Origin of the sequence: Niallia circulans, from assembly GCF_003726095.1 — a bacterium.
Taxonomy (GTDB): domain Bacteria; phylum Bacillota; class Bacilli; order Bacillales; family Cytobacillaceae; genus Niallia; species Niallia circulans_A.
This window is the reverse complement of the sequence record NZ_CP026031.1, coordinates 5,027,389-5,045,708: the sequence shown is the minus strand read 5'-3', so window position 1 is coordinate 5,045,708 and position 18,320 is coordinate 5,027,389. Positions and strand designations below refer to the sequence as shown.

At 35.1% G+C, this 18,320-nt stretch carries 16 protein-coding genes; 4 read left to right on the top strand and 12 right to left on the bottom strand.

The annotated features are described in order from the left end of the window. The first annotated feature begins 187 nt into the window (after positions 1-187). Entirely contained in the window at positions 188-1,417 is a 1,230-nt protein-coding gene (locus C2I06_RS24140) for an anaerobic sulfatase maturase (protein ID WP_095330225.1), read from the top strand. 43 nt (positions 1,418-1,460) lie between these two features. Here C2I06_RS24140 and C2I06_RS24135 read toward each other — a convergent pair whose 3' ends face one another. The 4 genes from C2I06_RS24135 to C2I06_RS24120 form a co-directional block, all read right to left on the bottom strand. Continuing rightward, a complete protein-coding gene (locus C2I06_RS24135; protein WP_095330226.1) occupies positions 1,461-3,395 on the bottom strand; it encodes a beta-glucoside-specific PTS transporter subunit IIABC in 1,935 nt (644 codons plus the stop codon). Positions 3,396-3,531: 136 nt separating this feature from the next. Further along, positions 3,532-4,953 (bottom strand): 6-phospho-beta-glucosidase, encoded by a 1,422-nt coding sequence (locus C2I06_RS24130; protein ID WP_095330227.1) that lies wholly within the window; start codon positions 4,951-4,953, stop codon positions 3,532-3,534. A gap of 408 nt (positions 4,954-5,361) precedes the next feature. Next, the gene (locus C2I06_RS24125) at positions 5,362-6,126 is read right to left on the bottom strand and encodes a MurR/RpiR family transcriptional regulator (protein ID WP_123259026.1); all 765 of its coding nucleotides are present in this window, start codon (positions 6,124-6,126) and stop codon (positions 5,362-5,364) included. A gap of 196 nt (positions 6,127-6,322) precedes the next feature. Further along, the gene (locus tag C2I06_RS24120) at positions 6,323-7,507 is read right to left on the bottom strand and encodes an ROK family protein (protein ID WP_163188053.1); all 1,185 of its coding nucleotides are present in this window, start codon (positions 7,505-7,507) and stop codon (positions 6,323-6,325) included. Positions 7,508-7,736: 229 nt separating this feature from the next. Here C2I06_RS24120 and C2I06_RS24115 point away from each other — a divergent pair, with 229 nt between their 5' ends. Continuing rightward, on the top strand, positions 7,737-8,717 hold the full coding sequence (locus C2I06_RS24115) for an aldo/keto reductase (protein ID WP_123259024.1): 981 nt from the start codon (positions 7,737-7,739) through the stop codon (positions 8,715-8,717). Between the two features lie 60 nt (positions 8,718-8,777). On the opposite strand, the gene C2I06_RS24110 is transcribed toward C2I06_RS24115, so the two are convergent. From C2I06_RS24110 to C2I06_RS24095, 5 genes are all read right to left on the bottom strand, one after another. Then, a complete protein-coding gene (locus tag C2I06_RS24110) occupies positions 8,778-9,683 on the bottom strand; it encodes a phosphotransferase (RefSeq protein ID WP_123259023.1) in 906 nt (301 codons plus the stop codon). Between the two features lie 355 nt (positions 9,684-10,038). Next, entirely contained in the window at positions 10,039-10,554 is a 516-nt protein-coding gene (locus C2I06_RS24105) for a hypothetical protein (RefSeq protein ID WP_123259022.1), read from the bottom strand. A 167-nt stretch (positions 10,555-10,721) separates the two neighbouring features. Further along, positions 10,722-11,114 (bottom strand): DUF454 family protein, encoded by a 393-nt coding sequence (locus tag C2I06_RS24100; RefSeq protein ID WP_163188047.1) that lies wholly within the window; start codon positions 11,112-11,114, stop codon positions 10,722-10,724. Between the two features lie 58 nt (positions 11,115-11,172). Continuing rightward, the gene (locus C2I06_RS25260) at positions 11,173-11,346 is read right to left on the bottom strand and encodes a hypothetical protein (protein WP_163188045.1); all 174 of its coding nucleotides are present in this window, start codon (positions 11,344-11,346) and stop codon (positions 11,173-11,175) included. 223 nt (positions 11,347-11,569) lie between these two features. After that, positions 11,570-12,058, bottom strand: a complete 489-nt coding sequence (locus tag C2I06_RS24095) for a CBO0543 family protein (protein WP_095320158.1) — start codon at positions 12,056-12,058, stop codon at positions 11,570-11,572. Positions 12,059-12,173: 115 nt separating this feature from the next. Between C2I06_RS24095 and C2I06_RS24090 the strand changes: the two genes are divergently transcribed. Next, the gene (locus C2I06_RS24090) at positions 12,174-12,467 is read left to right on the top strand and encodes a hypothetical protein (protein ID WP_095258692.1); all 294 of its coding nucleotides are present in this window, start codon (positions 12,174-12,176) and stop codon (positions 12,465-12,467) included. Between the two features lie 93 nt (positions 12,468-12,560). On the opposite strand, the gene C2I06_RS24085 is transcribed toward C2I06_RS24090, so the two are convergent. The 3 genes from C2I06_RS24085 to C2I06_RS24075 all read right to left on the bottom strand — a co-directional run bounded on the left by C2I06_RS24085 (position 12,561) and on the right by C2I06_RS24075 (position 16,910). Continuing rightward, positions 12,561-12,962, bottom strand: a complete 402-nt coding sequence (locus tag C2I06_RS24085) for a hypothetical protein (protein WP_095330235.1) — start codon at positions 12,960-12,962, stop codon at positions 12,561-12,563. Between the two features lie 617 nt (positions 12,963-13,579). Further along, on the bottom strand, positions 13,580-14,755 hold the full coding sequence (gene yhbH, locus C2I06_RS24080; protein WP_047942843.1) for a sporulation protein YhbH: 1,176 nt from the start codon (positions 14,753-14,755) through the stop codon (positions 13,580-13,582). 259 nt (positions 14,756-15,014) lie between these two features. Then, positions 15,015-16,910: a PrkA family serine protein kinase gene (locus C2I06_RS24075; protein WP_047942845.1), complete on the bottom strand. Its 1,896-nt coding sequence runs from the start codon at positions 16,908-16,910 to the stop codon at positions 15,015-15,017. Positions 16,911-17,193: 283 nt separating this feature from the next. On the opposite strand from C2I06_RS24075, the gene C2I06_RS24070 reads away from it, so the two are divergent. Then, a complete protein-coding gene (locus tag C2I06_RS24070; RefSeq protein ID WP_095330237.1) occupies positions 17,194-18,201 on the top strand; it encodes a ketoacyl-ACP synthase III in 1,008 nt (335 codons plus the stop codon). The last annotated feature ends 119 nt before the right edge of the window (positions 18,202-18,320 follow it).

Here is an 18,320-nt window from a genome sequence, read left to right as displayed (position 1 = left end):
ATTTATTATATAATTGCATTCCCTATTTTTGGTCGGTTTCAGGCAGGTTGGGAAATTATCCATCATTTTGGGACAATAAAGACTAATTTCTATTTGGTATATTTTCACTGTGACTTTAATCATATATAAATCCAATGCTTTATGCTGTAATAAATAGATAATACATGGATAAGGTGGGTAGTTTAATATGATTCATTCTCCAATAGCAGCACCCTTAACTACTGTACTTTTAAAAACGGTATCAGAGGCTTGCAACCTGGCTTGTGATTATTGCTATTACAGTAAGTGTGAAAATAAGAGTACAATTCAAACATTCGATTTAGACGTTTTAGAAAAATTTATAAAGGAGTATTCCTCCTATAGCAATGGATTTATGACTTTTGTGTGGCAAGGTGGTGAACCTTTATTAGCAGGGCTTCCCTTTTTTGAGAAAGTAATTGAGTTACAAAAGAAATATGGCAAAAATGGGTCAATTATTAGTAACTCCTTGCAGACAAATGCGACCCTTATTACAAAAGAATGGGCTGATTTCTTTAAGGAATATAATTTTCTAATTGGGGTAAGTATTGATGGTCCTAAAGAAATACACAATAAAAGACGGCCAAATAGAGGGGGACAAGGCAGTTTTGCGCAAGTAATGCGCGGGATTTCTCATTTAAAAGCAGCAGGTGTGGAGTTTAATATTCTAACGGTTGTCCATGAAGATAATGTCTTAAAAGGTCAAGAATTAATGGCTTTTTATAAGGAAGAGGATTTCCGTTATATTCAGTTCATTCCTTGTATGGATTTTCAATCTCAAGATATAGATGCACCTGGAAAATTTTTAATTACTCCAAAAGAATATGGAAAATTCTTATGTGATGTCTTCGATGTTTGGTTCAATGATGGTAGCCCTGAAACTTCTATTCGTTTTTTTGATGAATATTTAAGTGTATCCTTGCATCAGCAGGCTGCCTTATGCACACATCGAAAAACTTGTCCCAAAACACTAATACTAGAATCAAATGGCGATGCCTATCCATGTGATTTTTATATCACAGAAGATCTTCGGTTAGGAAACATCGGAGAAGATAGCCTAACTGATATCTTATCAAGCCCTATCTATAATACATTCCTAACTAAGAAAGAGGATTTAGCTGAAAGATGCCTTGATTGTGAGTTCTTATCATTCTGCCATGGAGGATGTCCCCGAAATCGTAATTGGACAGAAGATGCTAATTATGATTACTTTTGCGAAAGTTTTAAGATCATCTACCAATATTCATCTGACCGGATGAATAGATTAACTAGGACCATTAAAAGCCAATGGAAACAGCAATTGATAAGAGAAGGTCATCCTCTCCCAGACCGTAATAGTTTATGTTTTTGCGGAAGTGGTAAAAAATACAAAAAATGTTGTGCGCTGCTCACTGTTTAGTAATAAAAAAAAGGAAGGATATACCTTCCTTTTCCATGTTATATTAGGCTTCTAGCGCCATTAAGGTTCCGCCAAAATTAATCTTGTGTCCGGCTGCAACTATTATATCTCTGTACTGATCATAGTTAGTAACAACAACTGGCGTAATTAATGAATAACCTGATTCTTGGATTTTATCCATATCAAATTCTATTAATAATTGCCCCTTTTCTACTCGATCTCCATCTTTAACATAAGCTGTGAAGTAATTCCCTCCTAATTGTACCGTATCCATTCCTATATGAATTAAAATTTCCGCTCCTGCGTCTGTTGTAATCCCGATAGCATGTTTCGTAGGAAAGAGGGCCGTAACTGTTCCGCCCACCGGCGATATTAATTTTCCTTCTGCGGGATTAATGGCAACCCCTTTTCCAAGTGTCCCCGAAGAAAATGCTGCATCCTCTACATCTGCTAACATTCTTACTTCTCCCTTAAGAGGGCTATATATTTCTTCATTACTAGCAGTACCTTGCGGATTGTTTGGACTTTCTTTTTCCTTTGCAGCTTGTTCTTGTTTTGCTAATTCTTCTTTTTCTTTATTCTTATCGATGCCAAATAAGTATGTTAGAATAAACCCTACTATTAAATTGGATGTCATCGCGAGGACTGCTCCCCAGAATCCCATATCGAAGCCATCAGTGGGGTTAATTTTGGTCGGCAAACCAAAAATACCAAGTCCTCCCATTGTATATGCCTTTGTTCCCATAATTCCCATAATACATCCACCTATAGCAGAAGTAATAAGGGTAATAATAAATGGTCTTTTTAACGGCAGGGTAATTCCATAAATAGCAGGCTCGGAAACACCAAATATCGCGGAGATAAAAGCTGGAATACTTAATGTTTTATATTTTTTTTGCTTTGTACGGACTAAAACACCTAACACAACCCCAGCTGTTGCTAAAGATGTTGCTGAATTAAATGCTAAGATATAATCACTGCCATGTACTGCAATATTATTGTAAGCAATCGGAATTAATCCCCAATGCAAGCCAAACATAACAAATACTTGCCACAAACCACCAACTACAATACCTGTAATAATCGGGCTTAAATCATAGACCCACAGAGTCAATTCTCCTAATAGCTTACCTAACCAAGTTGCAATTGGGCCAATAAAAATAAATGTTAATGGTACACTAATTAACAACGTAAGGAAAGGTACTAAGAAAGTTTTAACAACTGCTGGAATTACTTGCGCGAACCACTTTTCTAGCTTTGATCCAACATAGGTTGCAATTATTATAGGAATTACAGAAGAAGAATAAGACATTAAAATGACCGGTATTCCAAGAAATGTTATATGAATTGGCGATTCAAAAAGTGTTCCTGCAAATAAGGTGTACAGCGGATCACCTGCAGTCAATCCGGATAATGTCGGATAAACTAATGCAGCTCCGATTGCCATTCCAATAAAAGGATTACCACCAAATTTCTTCATTGCTGTATATCCTAAGAAAATAGGGAAGAAGTAAAATAAGGAATCCCCAACGGCATTAAGAATATGGTATGTCCCTGATGTATTTGCATACCAGCCCAATGCTACAAATAAAGCATTTACCCCTTTTATCATACCAGTTGCTGCTAATACACCTAGCGTCGGAGCAAAAATACCAGAAATCAAATCTATAAATTTATTAAAAAGTCCTTGCTTCTCTCCTGAATCTTCTTCTACTAAAGATGAATTAGATTGAAAATTCCCAACTTCTACAACCGCTTTATATACCTCAGGTACATGATTTCCAATTACTACCTGATATTGCCCGCCGCTTTTCATAACAGTGATAACATCTTCCATGTTCTTTAGTATGTCTGTATTCGCTTTACTTTCATCTTTTAATTTAAACCGTAATCGCGTTACACAATGGACAACACTGTTGACATTCTCTCTTCCACCGACGTTTTTAATAATATCTTTCGCCAATTGTTCATATTTCATCTTTGAGCCCTCTTTCTAATTTTTCTAAAACTAGAGATATCCAACCCCACTAATAGGCATAAATATTAACCAGTAAAACTATTAGCGCTTTCCAATAATCTCATCAATGCTGGAACGCTTGGTTTTTTAACTGGAATTACAATTCTTCCCCATTTGTCTCAATTACTTTTTTATACCAATCAAATGACTTTTTCTTATATCGTTTGCCTGTCCCATTTCCTTCGTTATCTAGATCTACATAAATGAAACCATAGCGTTTTTTCATTTCACCAGATCCTGCACTAACAAGATCTATACATCCCCAAGAGGTGTAGCCTAACAAGTCTACTCCGTCATCAACCGCTTCCATCATTTGTTTAAGATGTTCTCTCATATAATCAATTCGGTAGTCATCTTCAATCGTTTCATTCTCCAGTTTATCTACCGCACCTAATCCATTTTCTACAATGAATAGTGGCTTCTGATAACGATCATACAAGTTATTCATCGTTACTCGTAACCCGATTGGATCAATTTGCCATCCCCACTCAGATACTTCAAGATACGGATTTCGTAGGGAACCAAACGCATTACCAGATTTATTACCTGCATTGATAGCAGGATCTGCACTCGTTAAGCGCGACGAATAATAAGAAAACGAAATAAAATCAACTGTATATTCTTTCAGTAATCGCTCATCATCTGCTTCCATCTGCAAATTCACACCTAATTCACGAAACATCCGTTTAGTATAAGACGGATAAGCACCGCGTGACTGAACATCAATAAAGAAATATTGTTTTTGATTTTCTTTCACTGATTTCAATAGATCATGAGGATGACAAGAGTATGGATAAATTTCACCAGCAGCTAACATGCATCCAATCTTAAAATTGCTGCCATTTATTTCTCTTGCTGCTTTCGTTGCCAAACTGGAGGCAACAAGCTGGTGATGTGCTGCTTGAAATTTTATTTGATCAGCATTTTCATCATCATCGATTATTAATCCTCCACCAAAAAACGGAATATGAAGAAGCATATTAATCTCATTAAATGTTAACCAATATCTCACTTTATCTTTATAACGCTCGAAAACTACCTTTGCATATCGTTCATAATATTCAATGAGTTTACGGTTTCTCCAGCCACCATACTTTTCAACCAAATATAGCGGTGTATCAAAATGGTTTATTGTAACAAGTGGTTCCATTCCATACTTATGGCATTCAGAAAAGAGATCATCGTAAAATTTAAGTCCTTCCTGATTGGGCTCCAGTTCATCCCCATTTGGAAAAATCCGCGGCCAGGAAATAGATGTGCGAAAGACTTTAAATCCCATTTCAGCAAATAACTTTATATCCTCTTTATACGTATGATAGAAATTAATTGCCCTATGACTTGGATAATAGTCATATTTTGTTTCTAAAGCTTTTTTAGGATTATATAATGCCTCCCAGCGTTCTTTTCCTGCAGGCAAAATATCTACTAACGCTCGTCCTTTTCCGCCTTCTTGATAAGCACCTTCAGCCTGGTTAGCGGCAATGGCTCCACCCCATAAAAAGTCCTTTGGTAAACTCATTCTGCGTCTCCCTTTCTTTGCTCTTCTAGAATCTTGCCTGTAACTATCCTTCTAGATTACTAATTACTCGCTCTAATACCTTGTTTCTTGTTTATCCTTTATACAATGAAATAATAATGTTTAATTCTTTTCATTTACGAAAGCGCCTTCTAAACGAATTATAATTTATTCCTGCTATTTGTGGATCATTTCTAGCAATCTTGGGAAAGCGCTTCATAGTTTGGGAATATTCTAGATATCCAAACTATATCTTCGATGTGATTCTTCCTTTTATATACAAAAAAACCTAGCCTTTTTATAAGGACTAGGTTTGAATAAGGACGAAGCCATAAAAATAGCTTTATTATATTTATGACTGGAATCGTAATTTATTTGAAGTTTAATCTCTTGATCATAACTAAACAGTAATTATGTTTTTCTATTCAGGTATTCGGCATAACTATAGACTAACATTTCAATAATGGCATGAATTGGACTATATAAAGAATAAATATTTTTCATACTTGTTGGTGAATCTATATAGGCATAAATATTAAATGTCGAATGATTGGCTAACCAATTATTGGAGTTGGCAGTAATCCCAACTATTTTGACATTCTTTAGAATAGGGGTAGTCAATGCTTCCTTTAGAATCGGATTATTGCCCGATCCGGAAAAGACTATAAGTAAGTCTTTATCACACATTCTTTCGATCATTACTTGATAAAGGCTTGTATGCCCAAAAGGAAGCACCTGCATCTCTTTCCCCACACCTAAGAACATTCTTTGTAATTCAGAGGCTTGGTTCTGTTGTGCCCAGCCTGTGCCAATAATATAAATATGTTCACTGCTATCAATTGCTTGAAACATTTCGTCCATATTCATATTTTTTAAATGTTCAATTGTAGTAGTAACACTATTTACGATTTGTTCGCCTAGACTACTATTAACAACAGGATTATCTGAAAAAAAATTCCCCCATTTCATGAAATTTTTCAGCTCGGTAAATCCGGAAAAACCTAGCTTTTGAGCAAATCGCAGGACCGATGATTTAGATGACAAACTGTTATTTGCAAGCTGGTTAATGCTTAACGTATGGATGATTTCTTTATTTTGTAAGATATATTTTGCTATTTCCATTTCTCCGTCGCTAAAAGAATTATATCGTTCATTTATCAAACTTTCGAGTTTCATTAGATAACCCCTTTATCCACCTTTTTAAGTTCTAGTATTCCTAAAACTATATGTAATTATATTATCACAACTTTTTTTCAAAATGGATGAAAGTTATCTCTTTATCTTTGATTATTACCAAAATAGAAATAAGGATGAAGAATATTCTCCTCATCCCACCTCGTAATATGCAGAACAAATTAACTAATGGATGTAATTAGTTATGCATATTAAAATAAGTATTATAAAGCTCGATTGCACCGCCTAAAGCAACGGATTTTTCTCCTATAGTGCTTTTTTGAATAATAATAGTATCTTTTTGATATACATTATTTTTAATCGTTTTTACTACTTCTTGATAATAAGAAGGATATTGATATATTAATTTTCCATGCAAAAACACTTTTGTAGGATGCAATATATTAACCATATTACTTATCCCAATACCATAGTAATAGGCTGATTCTAAAACTAACTCTTTTACTAATGGATCATTCTTTTCTATTGCTTCTATAATATATTCAAAAGCATTGATTTCCTTTTTTGGAAAAGAAACTTCCTTTTTCTCCATTATTTTTTCCAATAGTGCTTCATAGGTTGTATAAGTGGCTAAGCATCCTTTTTTTCCACAAATACATTGTCTTCCATTAATATCAATAACGATATGCCCAGCTGCACTCGAATCACCTTCATGATTATTGCCGATTATTCCTCTTTCTAAAAATCCAGTTCGAACACCATATCCATTGATACAATACAAAATAGAATCATCTAACAAACTGTTTAAGTAGTATTCTGCATATGCTGCTGTATTTGCACCATTGTTTAAAGTGATTGGCACAGGAAATTCCTGTTTTAGAATATCTACAATTCGTACATTATTCCATGCACTAGCTGCAAAACTATCAGGATTAAGAATAATTCCTTTTTCCCTATCCAGCGGGCCAACAGAACCTATCCCTATTCCGAGTAAGTACTCTTCCTCAATCTTATGCATCTCTAATAACTTCCTTAAATCCGAAATCAATTTAGGAACTAATCTATCTGGTGTATCTGTAGTCTCAAGCTTTGTTTGTATCTTTCCTAATTCTTCAAAGGCAATATTAGTAAGAATACAAGTTACATGTGTCCTAGATATATCAATCCCAATCACATATGCAGCATCTGGCAGAACCGCATAATAGGTAGGTGGCCTTCCTCCTGTTGGTTCTCCTTTTCCATCATTGTATATATATCCTTTATCATGTAATTCATAGATAATTCTTGTTAAAGTTGTTTGAGGTAAATGAAATACTTGTAACATCTCGTTCTTAGAGGCTCTTTTATGTAAATGAATGTATTTATAAATTTGTTTTTTGATATTATTTTTCTCGGAAGTATCTAATAAAAATTCCTTTAACATATCATCACTCTGTTCCATGTTTTTTTGTTAATATATCATACCTATTGAATAATATGGAAGAATAAATCATTCCTTTATCAAAATCCCTTAAACTCCAGCTGCTTCTCCAATTATTTTTATATTACTCTTTAAAAAAGATTAACATGGATTCTTTATTTAAGACCTAATTCATTTCTCTCGCATAATGAATAGCCACTCTTTTATAATAAAACAAAAGGAGGAGTAGCAAATGGATTATGTTAAATTAGGATCTACTGGTTTAGAAGTCTCTCGTCTTTGTCTTGGTTGTATGAGTTATGGAGAACCCGATCGTGGCGGACATGCATGGACATTAACAGAAAATGATAGTCGTCCCTTTATCAAAAAAGCATTGGAGCTTGGCATTAACTTTTTTGATACTGCTAACGTCTACTCTGATGGATCAAGTGAAGAGATAGTAGGACGGGCATTGCGTGATTTTGCCAATCGTGATGAAGTTGTTCTTGCTACAAAGGTACATGGAAGAATGCGTCCAGGTGCTAATGGAGCTGGTCTTTCCCGCAAAGCAATTATGAGTGAAATTGATAATAGTTTAAAAAGGCTTGGCACCGACTATGTTGACCTCTACCAAATACATAGATGGGATTATGAAACACCTATTGAAGAAACAATGGAAGCATTACATGATGTTGTCAAAGCTGGCAAAGCCCGCTACATTGGTGCATCCTCCATGTTTGCATGGCAATTTTTAAAAGCAAATCATGTAGCAGAGAAAAATGGCTGGACTCGTTTTGTTTCCATGCAAAATTACTTAAATCTGCTCTACCGAGAAGAAGAACGAGAAATGCTGCCCCTCTGTAAAGAAGAAGGTATTGGAGTTATCCCTTGGAGCCCGATGGCACGCGGCCGCTTAACTAGAGATTGGGAAGACACAAGTACGCGTAAAGAAACGGATGCCTTTGCAAGAACATTATACTCCCAAACAGAAGTAGCAGACCGTCAAGTAGTCGAGCGAGTGAAAGCAATAGCAGAAAAACGCGGTGTGCCTCGTGCCCAAGTTGCCCTTGCATGGGTTTTACAAAAAGAGCCTGTTACTGCTCCAATTATTGGTGCAACGAAACTGCATCATCTAGAAGATGCGGTTGCTGCACTTTCTTTACAATTGTCACACGAAGAAATCGCTAGCTTAGAAGAACCATATGTCCCACATCCAGTTCTAGGGTTCAAATAATTTTTTTAACCGGGCGTAACCATTAATGTTCGTCCGGTTATTTTAAAAAAGGGAAAAAAATTAGTTTTCTCCCATTAAAGCGAAAGATAAGCTAATTTTCCCCTCTTGATAAAGTTCCCAATCTTTTTTATCTATACTGTAGATAAGCAAGGTTACTATCGTAAATATTGCTTTAAACTGAGCGAGTTTCAACGTAGTATCATCTACTTCGCCATAGTTAGTAAAAAATTGTTTTCTCCCTTCAGAAGGGCACAGACTGTAGGCAATCGATAAATCCACGGCAGGATGACCAATATGCGTATCTCCCCAATCAATAATTCCCGTTAGTTCCTTTTTTTCATTAATAAGCATATTGCGAATATGGAGATCACCATGTGTAAGGACATGAACAGTTGGGACTGCTATATGGGTTAATTTTTTTGCATAGTCTTCTACTAAATGGAATAAAGCTATATCTTCATGCATACGCAGCTTCTTAATCGAATCGATTAAGCGGGATTTTCTTTTATCAATATGAAGTCGATCAAATTCATCGTATGGAACAAGCTTGAATTGCTCGGTGGAGAAAGAATGCAATTTTTTCAAGAAGCGTGCTAATGGCTTTGCCATCTGAATTCTTTCCTTATTCGTTAAACCTTCTGGAGTATTTCCTGGTAAATGCTCATATCCTATAAAAATTCGCGGAAAGACCCTGCTCGCTGACCCTATATAAACCGGCTTAGGTATGGGGATAGGCAGCTGATCTGCAATAATCCGCAATAGCTCCCATTCACTTGTTAAAAGTTTCACCGCTATTTCTCTTCTTGGGAAGCGAAAAGTATAACAATCGTTAACGAGAAGGATTGTATTATCAAACCCTTCCCCTATTTCTCTAATAGAATACACACTGATTGGAAACTGTTCCTCCACTAATTGAGAAGCTTGCTCCTTTGTTATGGTGTATTCGGGCTCCCATATATTTGGCATTAGACTCCCTCCTTTCTAATCATTTTAATGATAAACAAAAATAAAGCCAACCAAAGAATAAAATCTATTCTTTGATCGGCTTCGTCATAGAAGGATTAGAGGACTAAATGGTCCGCAACCACCATTGCAATAATTGGTAAAAAGTAAAGGGTAAACGAGTAATGGGTTAGTGGTCATTGGTTTAGCCAGCACCATGTAAACGTACCTTTGTACACAAAAAGAGAAATCCTTCTATCCTTGAATAGGAGTCTCACCTATTCAAGGCAAAAATGGATAAGTAAGTGGCGTTCCTTCCGCACTTTTTCAAGGCGGGAGCAGCAATTTTGATGCCTGCCCGTTAAGCATGCTAAAAAAATTAAAAATATTTTTCCTCATCAAATTCTAGCTCAATTTGATAGTTTTTGCTGTTAATTAAATTGGATAAACGGTTTGCTTTTCGTTCACATTCTAAGCTTTTTATACGATATTCCTCTGGTTCAAAGGTCGCTACCTTCATTAGTTGAACTGTTTCACTATAAGAATAGACGTATTCTTCCTTTTCCGCTGCCGCAAACTCTTTATATTTTCGTGCCTTTGCGCGGAGCTGTGTCGCCAGTTCAATTGCTTCCACAATGGTGATATTCGTATTTTCAAAGCTAATTTCGTTTTCGATATTGGCACAATACATTAATTTATCAAGCAATCGATAATCAGCTCGTACTTCTTCTAGCTCTTTCTCTACATCAAGGATTGTTCGTTTTTGCTTCGGAATAGGCTTGCCTGCTTCAACTTGTACAAATGCAACTCTATCCATTTCCTCCTCTAGTTCATGAATTCGCTTAGAAAGGACACTTTTTAATTTAACTGCTTCTGCTTGTGAAATTTTATTCATCTTTACCTCCAATAGGAAATGTTAGTATAACTGGGGAATTATCTTGAGGCTATTAATTGGAAATTACTAGAATCCTATTTTACTATTAAACAAGTATTTTTTTCAACTATTAACCTATAAGTACAAAAAAAGGATTCCTTAAAAAAGGTCATCCACTGTTTTTTTTCTTATTCTTTTATGATTACTTCCGGTTCCTCTTTTTTCGTCTTTATGATAAACATTGAAATGGCTTGAACAATCGCAATACAGCCCAGCATGATTCGAGTATAGAAATGATCTACAAGGATAGCACTGACAGCTAAGCAGATATAGCACGTGATAATGATTTTGATTTTCTGCTTTTTCGTCAATTCGCCTTTACGAAATCCTTTCACATAGTCACGATAAAACGTTGTAGAACGAAACCATTTATTAATACGCTCAGAACCCCGTGTATAGAAAAAGGATGTTAATAATAAAAAAGGTGTAGTTGGCAGCAAAGGCAAAAAGGCTCCAATTATTCCTAAAACCAAAAAAACTGTCCCTAGAAATATATAGATCCATCGATAAATAGGCTTCATCTTTTGCTCCCTTCCTACCCTTTTTAAGCAACATTCCATTTCATAAACGGCCAAATTCCTAACGTCTTTTTCTTTTCGCTCCTCTAACAACATCTCTTAAACCAAAAAGAAGCATAATTACACCAGAGGATAAAAACTCCACACGGAAGATATCCGTATCAAGCACTCCTGCTGCATAAAGAACAATTCCAATGACATTAATTAACAGAATGATATTTACGATTTTTGTCATTTGCTTTCCTTTCTTAGGATTAACTTCTATCCTAATCACGTACAGTATGTAATTACTATTATTGAATGAAACAATCTACGTTACACTATTCTACTTCGCCATTTTACAATAAAAAGAAGGAAATAACTATGTTTTCTTTTAAAATGGGATAGAAAGATTTAGTCTGTCTCCAATATTTTCCCCTTGTTTGTAAATACATAAACTTTAGAGAAAGCAAATTAGCTCATTTTGTCAAAAAGTTCATTTTCCTTAACATTTCGATAACGAATCTTGTTATTAATGACTTAAGAATTATGCTTAGAAAAGAATAGTACCATTTCCACCACTTATTCCATTCAATTAATTTTGTCTTATTTTCAGCCCATAATTCAATAATAAAAAAGGGAAGAGTAAAAAAAATCAATTTATAGAAAATAGCAAAGGGCTTATCTCTCTTCGTTAATTGATTATAGAAAACAGTAAATGTCGGATAAATTAAGAAATCAAATAATATATGTATATTAAATATCTTCGGCAGAAAGCGAACTGGATATCTAATTACTTTATGAGATGTTAAAAGCATATCAAGCAAACCATTGGTAATAGCATTATACACAAACACAATAATCCAATCTCTAATTGGGGGTTTTCTATATAAAATCGGCAGCAGGATCAATAAATTCCCGATAAGTAATCCATTTAAAAATCGTTTCTCCATTTTATTTTTCTCCATTAAATACCACCTCAGCATTAATATGCGCTTCCTTGAGCGGTTTATTCGATACTTTTGAATTATGTATTAGTTACAAAGGTAAATGGAATACTAAACCGTAAAGGTGGTGGATGTAATGGATTTCCCAACTATACAAACAAACTTCTGGGATGCTGTCATCGCAGTCCCTGTAGTGATGATTATGACACAATTACTGAAAATGATGATAAAGATACCGAAAAAATATGTTCCGACCATCGCCCTAGCTTTGGGATTATTGATTTCTGTCTTTATTAGTCATAGACATAGTCTTGTTGCTGGTTTGTTTATGGGCTGGTTTTACGGCTATTCAGCCATTGGTTCCTATGCTTCTATGAAAACAACGATTTTAACTTTTCTTGAAAAGAGGAAGAAAAAGGCAGGCAAATGATAAGATATTCAATCGCAACCATATTTAATCGTATACAGTTTATTTGAGGATGCATGGAAAGTTTCTCTGCCATTCAAATAAGTAACTTCTTAGCTATATTTTCACAAATGTAGTGACACTTCTTTTAGAAGCAATGGTTCGGCTTGAAAGATCTTCCCGCCATCTTTTAGGATCCAATTGATATGCACCATATTGATCCTTATACGTTTTCTTCCAAAGATTAATGGTTCTTGCTTCTTCTGGAAAATTTTCAGAGAGCGTTATACCATTTCGTCCTTCTTCATAAATATAGTGTTCCACAACATCCCCTAATTGCATAAAGTCATCAAGAAAGATTATTAACTCTCTATCATCTTCATCCACTTCATAAACATATGGTAATGTAAAAGGTAATACCTCTTTATATGCTTCACCACTTAGAAAAGAGTAGTTATTGTCTCCTTCATGAAATTCAGGAATAGCTCGCATGGTAGCAATAAAATAATGACTCGTCATTTTTCCACTTCTTTCTCTAGAATTAATTTAATATCGGAGTAAAACCTACTCTTTTTTAATATTTGCTAGTATTGTATAATATCAATTACCAAACGGTAAACAATCTACTTAAGAATTGGGGATGAAAATGAATAGATTTTCTCTTGCTACTATATTAACAATTTTTATTCTGATTTTATTTATGATGGATATGATTACCGATAGACTTTTTGTCATAGCCTTTATTCCTTTGAGTATTTGGATGCTATTTATCGGTGTCTCTGAATTTAAAAAAAACATTAAAAAATAGAAGTACTGTTGAAGAAGATGCAAACAAGCTTAAATAAGAAAACACAAAAATATTCCTTTTTACTCTTTCTTACTAGTCATTCTTCACAAAGTGATGGTCTCTCTAAGTTTTAATCTTTGTAAAAGTAAAGACTTGTATCAGTCATTAAATTTTGTATACATTTAGACTTGTTAGGCCTACATAAGTACCATTTTGTCAAAAAGAGTCTAATAATGGCCAAATGAGAGAGTGCTCTTAAGAAAAAAGTATTATAACATAGACGTCCTATTCCATCACACTTGTCCTATCAAAAAAACACAACCCATTTGATGAGTTGTGCTTCTATTTTTTATGCGTACATCTGTCCCTCCTCCTCTTTCCGGAAGAAACTTGCCATAGCATTGAACACATCGGCTTTTTGTCTTAGTAAGTAGTAGCGGAATCTTTCATCTTGAATATTTTTGTAGGCAGACATGAGCGTACTGTGTCGATTGTATTGGTTAACTTCCCCATAGCCAAACATATTGGATACTTCCATCAGCTCTTCTACTAGCTTGACACATCGAGCATTATCGGACGTTAAATTGTCTCCGTCTGAAAAATGGAAGGGATAAATATTAAATCTGCCTGGATCATACTTATCATTAATCAATTCTAATGCTTTGCGATAAACAGAAGAACAAATCGTGCCACCGCTTTCTCCTTTAGAAAAGAAATCTTCTTCCGACACAACTTTTGCTTCCGTGTGATGGGCAATAAATTCTATTTCTACTGTTTCATATTTGGTGCGAAGAAATCTCGTCATCCAGAAGAAAAAGCTTCTTGCCATATACTTTTCCCATAACCCCATCGAGCCGCTCGTATCCATCATCGCAAGGACAACTGCTTTGGACTCTGGTTTTTGTACTTCGTTCCACGTCTTGAATTTTAAATCCTCGGGATAAATCGGGTGAAATGCTGGTTTCCCAGACATGGCATTGCGCTTAAATGCTGAGATCATTGTTTTTTTCTTATCAATATTACCCATTAAGCCTACTTTTCTAATATCATTAAATTCAATATTTTCCACAACAATTTGATCTTGTTCTTTTCGTTTTAAATTCGGTAATTCTAATTGCTTAAATAGAGCTTCTTCTAATTCCATTAAAGAGACCTCTGCTTCAAAATAATCTTCTCCTGCTTGATCTCCTGCTCCTTGCCCTTTTCCTGGGCCTTTTTGATTTCCAGAACCATCGCGTGCGACCACATCGCCAACTTGACTGTCTCCATTCCCTTGCCCAATATGTTTGTTTTTATCGTAATTATATCGAATCTTGTATTCATCTAATGAACGAATCGGAATTTTTACAACTTCTCGCCCATTTGACATGACGATGTTTTCTTCTGTAATTAAATCAGGGAGGTTATTTTTAATGGCCTCCTGCACCTTTTCCTGATGTCGCTGTTGATCATCGTGGCCTTTGCGATGGAGGGACCAATTTTCTTGGGATATTACAAACTGATGTTTATTTTGCTTTTCGGTCATTTTACCCCTCCTAAAAATTTTTTCTACGTTTTGTGCACATATGAAGTCCTTTGCGCATACACTAATTTGGGTATCACTCTATCTAAATAAAGTGATTACTCTATCATATGCAGTTGTCTTAAATAATTTACTAATAATTTCGATAATTTTACTTTTTTTAGAAAAAGCTTTAGATATGCTCCAATTATTCACTTTTCTTTATCTTTAGGCGAAAAGAGGAACAGACGTCTTTTAGCCTGTTCCTCCTTGACCAATTTAATTAACGATTTAATAAGCTTCCTACATAACGCAGCAACTCATTTGCTGAAGTGGAATTATAGCCGTGTTCATCGATAAGGCGTGCAACCACTTCATTTACTTTCTTCAATTGCTGTTCATCTGGTGTCTTAGTAGATGTAGTAATTTTTACAACATCTTTCAGATCTGCGAATAACTTCTTCTGGATAGCTTCCCGTAAGCGATCATGAGAGTTATAATCAAATCTTTTTCCTTTTCTTGCATAGGCAGAAATGCGAATCAAGATTTCTTCACGGAAAGATTTCTTTGCATTTTCGGAAATACCAATTTGCTCTTCAATCGAACGCATTAGTTTTTCATCTGGATTGATCGGCTCGCCCGTTAATGGGTCACGAAGCTTATTTTTATTGCAATAGGCTTCTACATTATCTAAATAGTTATCCATTAACGTTTTCGCTGACTCTTCATACGAATAAACAAATGCCTTTTGTACTTCTTTCTTCGCAATTTCATCATATTCCTTCCGTGCTAAGGAAATGCAATTTAAATACTTTTCTTTTAATTCATTCGTAATAGAAGAATGCTGATCCAAGCCTTCTTTTATAGATAAAAGCACATCTAATGCATTGATGCTTGTGACATCTTTGCGAATAATGGTAGAAGAAATCCGATTAATCACATAACGGGGATCAATGCCACTCATTCCTTCATCGCCATATTCATTTTGCAGTTCCTTCAAATCAGCCGAACTGAAGCCTTCTACACTTTCGCCATCATATAGACGCATTTTTTTCACTAAATCAATATCACCTTTTTTCGGCTCCTTTAATCTAGTTAAAATCGTAAAGATAGCGGCTATCTTTAAAGTGTGTGGGGCAATATGAACATCGGCAACATCACTTTCGCGAATCATTTTCTCATAGATTCTTTCCTCTTCTGATGCTTTTAAATTATATGGAACTGGCATGACAATAATCCGGGAATGCAGTGCTTCATTTTTTTTATTGGAAATAAAGGAGCGATATTCCGTTTCATTTGTATGGGCCACAATCAACTCATCAGCAGAAATGAGAGCAAACCTTCCCGCTTTAAAGTTTCCTTCTTGTGTTAAGGATAATAAATGCCATAAGAATTTCTCATCGCATTTTAACATCTCCTGGAACTCCATCATCCCTCGGTTTGCCTTATTCAGCTCGCCATCGAAGCGATAGGCTCTTGGATCTGATTCAGATCCATATTCAGCAATTGTCGAGAAATCAATACTTCCCGTTAAGTCAGCAATATCTTGGGACTTCGGATCAGATGGACTAAAGGTTCCTATTCCAGTTCGCTTATCTTCTGAGAAAAATACTCTTTCGACGATTACATCTTCGATTTTTCCATTATATTCTTCCTGAAGTCTCATCATATTAAGTGGTGATAAGTTTCCTTCAATGCGGATTCCATATTCATCATAAAAATCTTTTCTTAGACTATGTGGGATCATATGAAGTGGATCTTCATGCATTGGGCAGCCTTTAATCGCATATACCGCTCCACGATCCGTGTACGTATATGCTTCTAAGCCTCTTTTTAACATGGTTACCAATGTCGATTTCCCACCGCTGACTGGACCCATTAGTAATAGAATACGTTTCCTTACATCTAAACGCTTAGCAGCTGGATGGAAATATTCCTCTACTAATCTTTCTAACGGCTCTTCTAAACCAAAGAGCTGATCAGAGAAAAATTTATATTGTTTTTTTCCATTTACTTCATCAATACCTGCATCTTTAATCATGTTATAAACCCTTGAATGCGCGGATTGACCAACCCATGGCTTTTCCTTCAATATTTCTAGGTACTCTTCAAATGTCCCTTCCCACTTCAACAACTCTTCTTCTTGTCTATGCATCTCGATTTTCTTTAATATACTCATATGGACCTCCCCTGTCACTTTATCAGAGACGATTAATATAATCTATGCACCAGCGAATACGAACATGCTTAAAAGAGGGAATAGTTTTTTTAGTGAAGCGAACTAATTGGAGGAAAAACCTTTTCTTTCGTAGGGGGACCGCTATCTTATAATCACTAATTTCTTACGCTCTTGTATTAGAAGTTAAAACCATCAAAAAAGAAAAATTGACTTGTAAAAATATACCTTTATAATTAGCACTAGGTACTAATACTAACTAATAATAAAATATGAGGTGGATCAAATGGTCGGAGCGAGAATAACAGCTATCGGTACTTATGTACCTAAACGAAGATTAACTAATTTAGAACTTGAGCAAATGGTTGATACAAATAATGAATGGATTATTCAAAGGACTGGAATAGAAGAACGCCGAATAGCTCGTTCTGATGAATTCACTAGCGATTTATGTATCTCTGCTGTTAAAGATTTAATGCAAAGGTACAATAAAAAAGTTAATGATGTAGATATGATTATTGTAGCAACAAGTACACCTGATTTTCCATTTCCCTCTGTAGCAAGCATTATACAGAATAAATTAGAAATATCCAATACAGGTACCATTGATTTAAGTGCAGCTTGCGCAGGATTTGTTTATGCCTTACACACCGCACACGGATATATCGCATCCGGACTACACAAAAAGATACTTGTTATAGGTGCGGATACATTATCAAAGATTACGGATTACAACGATAGAAGTACCTGTATATTATTTGGAGATGGTGCAGGAGCTGTTTTAGTGGAAAGAGACGAGAAAACAAGCAGTTTCATTGGATTTCATTTAGGAAGTGATGGAAGCGGAGCACAATTTGTATATCGTCCTGGCTTGACAAAAAAAGTAAATGATATTGAATTAATAGATACAGAGTATCTTGTTCAAAATGGTAGAGAAGTTTTTCGATGGGTTGTTAGGAATGTGCCAAACAATGTTAAGAAAATTTTAGATAAAACACATATCAGTATGGATAAAATAAATTGGTTTATACCTCATAGTGCTAATTTAAGGCTAATCGAACCTATTTGTGATAAATTGGGGTATCCGATGGAAAAAACATTATATAGCTTAACCAAATTTGGCAATACTTCTGCTGCTTCCATCCCTTTAGCACTTGACCTAGGTATTCGAGAAGGAAAAGTAATGAACGGGGACAAAGTACTAATGTACGGCTTTGGTTCAGGTTTGGTTCATGCTGGAGAACTTTTAGAAATAAATTTTGACGAAGCTAATAATGAAACAAGTACGTTATAAAGAACAACTTAATGCCACTATTTATAAAAAGTTCATTAATCATTTTTAAAGCGAGAAAAATGACGTGTCAAATTCACACGTCATTTCTGTCATTTTATCGATTTGCATCTTAAAACGAA

Bases quoted from the DNA above. Each gene is read 5' to 3' on its own strand.
- C2I06_RS24135 (WP_095330226.1), bottom strand. From the start codon at position 3,395: ATGAAATATGAACAATTGGCGAAAGATATTATTAAAAACGTCGGTGGA.
- C2I06_RS24095 (WP_095320158.1), bottom strand. From the start codon at position 12,058: ATGGAGAAAAATAAAATGGAGAAACGATTTTTAAATGGATTACTTATC.
- C2I06_RS24110 (WP_123259023.1), bottom strand. From the start codon at position 9,683: ATGCCAAATATATGGGAGCCCGAATACACCATAACAAAGGAGCAAGCT.
- C2I06_RS24090 (WP_095258692.1), top strand. From the start codon at position 12,174: ATGGATTTCCCAACTATACAAACAAACTTCTGGGATGCTGTCATCGCA.
- C2I06_RS24140 (WP_095330225.1), top strand. From the start codon at position 188: ATGATTCATTCTCCAATAGCAGCACCCTTAACTACTGTACTTTTAAAA.
- C2I06_RS24085 (WP_095330235.1), bottom strand. From the start codon at position 12,962: ATGACGAGTCATTATTTTATTGCTACCATGCGAGCTATTCCTGAATTT.
- C2I06_RS24115 (WP_123259024.1), top strand. From the start codon at position 7,737: ATGGATTATGTTAAATTAGGATCTACTGGTTTAGAAGTCTCTCGTCTT.
- C2I06_RS24100 (WP_163188047.1), bottom strand. From the start codon at position 11,114: ATGAAGCCTATTTATCGATGGATCTATATATTTCTAGGGACAGTTTTT.
- C2I06_RS24075 (WP_047942845.1), bottom strand. From the start codon at position 16,910: ATGAGTATATTAAAGAAAATCGAGATGCATAGACAAGAAGAAGAGTTG.
- C2I06_RS25260 (WP_163188045.1), bottom strand. From the start codon at position 11,346: ATGACAAAAATCGTAAATATCATTCTGTTAATTAATGTCATTGGAATT.
- C2I06_RS24125 (WP_123259026.1), bottom strand. From the start codon at position 6,126: ATGAAACTCGAAAGTTTGATAAATGAACGATATAATTCTTTTAGCGAC.
- yhbH (WP_047942843.1), bottom strand. From the start codon at position 14,755: ATGACCGAAAAGCAAAATAAACATCAGTTTGTAATATCCCAAGAAAAT.
- C2I06_RS24120 (WP_163188053.1), bottom strand. From the start codon at position 7,507: ATGTTAAAGGAATTTTTATTAGATACTTCCGAGAAAAATAATATCAAA.
- C2I06_RS24105 (WP_123259022.1), bottom strand. From the start codon at position 10,554: ATGAATAAAATTTCACAAGCAGAAGCAGTTAAATTAAAAAGTGTCCTT.
- C2I06_RS24130 (WP_095330227.1), bottom strand. From the start codon at position 4,953: ATGAGTTTACCAAAGGACTTTTTATGGGGTGGAGCCATTGCCGCTAAC.
- C2I06_RS24070 (WP_095330237.1), top strand. From the start codon at position 17,194: ATGGTCGGAGCGAGAATAACAGCTATCGGTACTTATGTACCTAAACGA.